Consider the following 4,738-nt stretch of genomic DNA (forward strand, 5'->3'; position numbering starts at 1 on the left):
GGCTTTGGTCACAAACGCGAAATGCTAACGAGCGTAATGGAGCAGGTTGCTGCCCTGCCCCATAGCCAACCGTGGTATGCCCGCCCTGCGGCTCGCACTCAGGAAGTGGCGCTGGTTGGCGGTGGCGTGGCGAGTGCCGTACTGGCGCTGGCGCTGTTGCGCCGGGGCTGGAAGGTGACGCTTTATTGCGCGGATGCAGCACCTGCGCTCGGTGCTTCCGGCAACCGTCAGGGCGCACTTTATCCGCTGCTCAATCAGCACGATCCCGCTCTCGCCACGTTCTTCCCTGCGGCGTTCACCTTTGCCCGCCGTTTGTATGACCAGCTACCGGTGATGTTCGAGCATGACTGGAGCGGTGTATTGCAACTCGGCTGGGACAGTAAAAGTGCCGATAAGATCGCCCAAATGCTGGAGATGGGATTGCCGCATGATGTGGCGTACGGCGTAAGTCAGGAGGACGCGCAGCAATTAGCGGGCGTCGAAACCGGTAGTGGTGGCATTTTCTATCCTCAGGGCGGCTGGCTCTCTCCGTCGCAACTGACCAGCAACCTATTGGAGCATGCGCAAACGCTGGGTTTACGCCTGCACTGGCTGCATCGCGTCACCACGCTGGAAACCACGACTGAGGGCTGGACCCTGAACTTCAGCGAGCAACCCTCGGTAAATCATCAGCAGGTGGTGCTCGCCAATGGCCATGCGCTGCTGGAAATTGAGCAAAGCAAAGACTTGCCCGTTTACGCGGTGGCGGGTCAGGTCAGTCATGTGCCGACCAATCCTAAGCTGGGCGCGTTAAATACCGTACTCTGCTATGACGGCTATCTCACGCCAGTCAGCCCGAATTTCAGCACCCACTGCATCGGGGCCAGCTACCATCGTGGCGATACCACAACCGATTTCCGTGCTGACGATCAGCAGGAAAACCGCCAGCGCCTGGTGAACTGTCTGCCGGATGCAGAGTGGCCACAGCAGGTGGATATCAGTGATAACGAGGCGCGTGTTGGCGTGCGCTGCGCAACGCGCGATCACTTACCGATGAGTGGCAGCGCGCCTGATTACGCCGCAACGCTGGTGCAATATGCTGATTTGCCGGGGCAACGAGCACGGGGTGAAACCCTTGCCGATGCACCGGTTCATGCCGGTTTATTTGTGCTGGGTGCGCTGGGTTCACGCGGCTTGTGCAGCGCGCCGCTGGCGGCGGAAGTACTGGCGGCACAGATGAGTGGTGAGCCGCAACCGCTGGATATCACCACGCTGGCGGCATTGAATCCGAATCGTTACTGGGTAAGAAAATTGCTGAAAGGTAAGAAAGCGGGACGCTAGGATGGCGGGGCGAGCGGCCGCCCCGACTTATCAGGCGGTCTGACGCGCCTGCTGGAACAAATTATCCCACATGCCAATCACCAGCGCCTGATCGCGTGGTGACAGTTCACCTGCGGCAATCGCATTTTGCAGGCTGTTGGTCACATGGATTTGCAGCGCTTCTGGCGTGTGCTCACCGCTGATTTCAATCTCAGCCACCGCCAGGGTCAGATGACCACGCAGATAGCCACCGGCAAACAGCTCGTCGTCACTGGCGTGATCAACCATATCGTCAATCAATGCCAGGATGCGGGATTCGAATTCTACGATCATCGTCTTGTTCCTTATTGCCCTTGATACGCCGCGCCGCTACTGCGCTGGCTTCACGCTCTTGCCCCGTTACACGCTGGTTCGCGTTCCCGGGGGTCGTTCATTCGCCGTTATGCTGCAACGCGGGTGACTTTGGGTCATTAATAATATGTTTGCGAATCACAGATCTTCCGGCCACGGGAAGTGTGCCGCCGTCAGCGCTGGCGTACCGTAATAGCTGGCTAACGCATCGATAAAACGTGCCGGACGTGCCGGGATACCCTGCTCAAAATAAGTCATCACCTGAGCATGGACCTTGCGCTGGAACGCGATGCGATCGGGTTCACAATCGCCTTCGAGGTTGTCACAGCTGACATTGAAGGGAAAGCCCGCCGCGACACAGAACAGCCACTCCAGCGCCTGTGGCTTGACTTCCACTGACTCGAACTGACTTTGCGTTTGCACATCCCGCCCATCCGGGCAGTACCAATAACCAAAATCCACCAGCTTGCGGCGCGCTTCACCGGCAATACACCAGTGAGAAATTTCGTGCAGCGCGCTGGCGTAGAAACCGTGAGCAAACACCACGCGGTTCCACGGCGATTCCTCATCCGCTGGAAGATAAATAGGTTCGTCATCGCCTTTAATTAGACGGGTCTGAAAGTCTTCAACAAAGCAGCCATCAAAAATATCCACCAGCTGCTGGTAATGATGTTCTGTACTCATAATATTTTAATCTTTAAAAAAATTAGCGCCATTGTCGCATTGGCAGCCGTTCTTGACGAGTACTGCTTTACAGCGTGGCTATCCACGCCAGCAACGCGCTGCCATGGCTATCCCACAATAATTTGGCGCTCATCACAGCGGATACAGTCACCACCATCGGGCGGATCAGCTTCTGACCCCGGCTCAGCACCAGTCTGGCGCCGATACGCGCGCCCATGAATGCGCCAATCAACATGATCACGCCCGTGCCCCACACTACCTTTCCGCCGAACATAAAGAACAGCAGACTGCCGAAATTGGAGGTGAAATTTAGGACTTTGGCGTGGGCGGTGGCCTTGGCAAGATTGAAGCCACACAGCGTCACAAACGCTAATGCATAGAATGAACCGGCACCCGGACCAAAAAAGCCGTCGTAAAAACCGACGCAACCACCGCCGACCAGCGCAAAAGCGATCCCCTGCAGGCGATGCTCACGGTCCGACTCGCCCAGCCGCGGCATTAACAGGAACCATAAACCGATGCTGATCAGCAGGAGCGGCAAAATCTGTCGTAGTACATCCGCCTGGATATGCTGAATCAGCACCGTGCCACACACCGCACCGATAAAGGTCATGGCAATGTTCAGCCGCTGTTCGCGCAGATTCACCGCGCCACGACGCACAAAGTAGAGGCTGGCAGAGAAAGATCCGCCCACCGACTGTAACTTATTGGTGGCTAAAGCCTGAGCAGGAGAGAGTCCCGCAGCGAGTAATGAAGGAACGGTGAGTAAGCCACCGCCGCCGGCGATGGAGTCGATAAACGCTGCCAGCACCGCAACCAGAAACAACACGCCCAGCAATAGGGGGCTAACAACAAAGAGGTCCATTTTTTTCTCGTAAAGTTAACCCGACCATTCTTATTGCAGGCTGGGCATCCGTGCTCTCTCCTGGTCTCACACATATCTGTGTCTGGGAGAGAGAACGTTGCCAATACTGCTGCAACAGGAAGCGTCACGGCTAAAGTAAATGACGATCTAATAGTGCCTGACAGGATGGCGGCAACGGCGGCGGCGTTTTCTTCACAGGCGGCGTGCTACCCGGTTTTTTCGGCAGGAACCAACTGTCTAACTCTGCACCACAACCATCACCCGGCGGCGGCGCGGCCTGATCTTCACACTCCAGACTGCCTGCCGGACAGCGCAGACGCACGTGCATGTGGGCACGATGGGCAAACCACGGGCGCACTTTATTCAGCCATGCACGATCGCTTCCGGCATCCGCACAAAGCTGCTTTTTAATCGCCGGATTGACGAAGATACGTGTCACTTCATTATCTTTCGCCGCCAGCTTGATCAGGCTGTCGATCTGCGGCTGCCAATGACGCGCAATCACTTGCTTATCATCCGGTGCCACCAAATCCAGTGGCTGTGGCTTCAGCAGCTGCTGCGCCGTCCAGCGGTTTTGCGGCAGCTGCAACCAGATATCGACATCCAACCCGGTTTGATGGCTGGCATGCCCACTGCTGAAGCGCCCGCCGGCCGCCATGCCCATGTCACCAATCAACACCTGCCCCAGCTGCAGTTGATGCACCTGGGTACTGAGACGCTGAATAAAGGCAATCAGATCGGGATGGCCGAAATAACGCCGCTGATCCTGACGCATGACCTGATAATTGGGTGAATTGAGTGGCAGTTGCTGTGCACCGACAATACAGCCGTTGGCGAACCCGCCAATCGACTGTGGGCTGCCAGCAATCGGCTGATGGATTTGCTGCCAGGGCGTGGCAGCAAACACGGCCGCACTGCACAACAGCGCGGCAACGGTGGTGAGCAGGCGGCGCATCCGTGGCTTACCAGCGCGGAACGCTGCTGTTGACGTCACCGTTCTGCGCACGCTGACGCAGCAGGTGATCCATCAACACAATCGCCATCATCGCTTCGGCAATCGGTACCGCGCGAATGCCCACGCAAGGATCGTGGCGACCTTTGGTGATCATCTCCACTTCTTCGCCTTCACGGGTGATGGTTTTACCCGGTACAGTGATGCTTGAAGTCGGCTTCATGGCCAGATTAGCGCTGATGGTCTGACCGCTGCTGATTCCGCCTAAAATGCCACCCGCGTGGTTACTCTGGAAACCGTCGGCGCGAATTTCATCACGATGCTGGCTACCACGCTGGCTTACCACGGCAAAACCGTCACCGATTTCCACGCCTTTTACCGCGTTGATGCTCATCAACGCATGAGCCAAATCGGCATCGAGACGATCAAATACCGGCTCGCCCAGTCCCGGTGGCACGTTCTCTGCCATCACCGTGACTTTAGCGCCGATCGAGTCGCCCTCTTTCTTCAGGCCGCGCATCAGTTCATCCAGCGCCTCCAGCTTGCTGGCGTCCGGACAGAAAAAAGGGTTCTCTTCCACGATGCTC

The 4,738-nt window shown here is 57.1% G+C and carries 6 protein-coding genes; 1 reads left to right on the plus strand and 5 read right to left on the minus strand.

Features of this window, described 5'->3' with window-relative positions:
* Window positions 1-1,320 (plus strand): FAD-dependent 5-carboxymethylaminomethyl-2-thiouridine(34) oxidoreductase MnmC (gene mnmC, locus RT340_RS21950; protein WP_313377767.1); only part of this gene is annotated, 1,320 nt, incomplete at its 5' end.
* Window positions 1,321-1,350: 30 nt separating this feature from the next.
* On the opposite strand, the gene RT340_RS21955 is transcribed toward mnmC, so the two are convergent.
* The 5 genes from RT340_RS21955 to aroC form a co-directional block, all read right to left on the minus strand.
* Window positions 1,351-1,632, minus strand: a complete 282-nt coding sequence (locus RT340_RS21955; protein ID WP_034825151.1) for a YfcL family protein — start codon at window positions 1,630-1,632, stop codon at window positions 1,351-1,353.
* Between the two features lie 156 nt (window positions 1,633-1,788).
* Window positions 1,789-2,334: an elongation factor P hydroxylase gene (locus RT340_RS21960; RefSeq protein ID WP_313377769.1), complete on the minus strand. Its 546-nt coding sequence runs from the start codon at window positions 2,332-2,334 to the stop codon at window positions 1,789-1,791.
* Window positions 2,335-2,401: 67 nt separating this feature from the next.
* Window positions 2,402-3,199, minus strand: coding sequence for a sulfite exporter TauE/SafE family protein (locus tag RT340_RS21965; RefSeq protein WP_313377771.1), 798 nt, complete (start codon window positions 3,197-3,199; stop codon window positions 2,402-2,404).
* Window positions 3,200-3,329: 130 nt separating this feature from the next.
* The gene (gene mepA, locus RT340_RS21970; protein ID WP_034825159.1) at window positions 3,330-4,154 is read right to left on the minus strand and encodes a penicillin-insensitive murein endopeptidase; all 825 of its coding nucleotides are present in this window, start codon (window positions 4,152-4,154) and stop codon (window positions 3,330-3,332) included.
* A gap of 7 nt (window positions 4,155-4,161) precedes the next feature.
* The coding region (gene aroC, locus RT340_RS21975) for a chorismate synthase (protein ID WP_313377774.1) at window positions 4,162-4,738 on the minus strand (577 nt) is incomplete at its 5' end.

Source organism: Pantoea sp. CTOTU50773 (genome assembly GCF_032082325.1).
Classification (GTDB): Bacteria; Pseudomonadota; Gammaproteobacteria; order Enterobacterales; family Enterobacteriaceae; genus Pantoea; species Pantoea communis.

What these genes read in the sequence shown, in the direction of transcription:
- RT340_RS21955 (WP_034825151.1), bottom strand. Translation starts at nt 1,632, where the DNA reads ATGATCGTAGAATTCGAATCCCGCATCCTGGCATTGATTGACGATATG.
- RT340_RS21960 (WP_313377769.1), bottom strand. Translation starts at nt 2,334, where the DNA reads ATGAGTACAGAACATCATTACCAGCAGCTGGTGGATATTTTTGATGGC.
- RT340_RS21965 (WP_313377771.1), bottom strand. Translation starts at nt 3,199, where the DNA reads ATGGACCTCTTTGTTGTTAGCCCCCTATTGCTGGGCGTGTTGTTTCTG.
- mepA (WP_034825159.1), bottom strand. Translation starts at nt 4,154, where the DNA reads ATGCGCCGCCTGCTCACCACCGTTGCCGCGCTGTTGTGCAGTGCGGCC.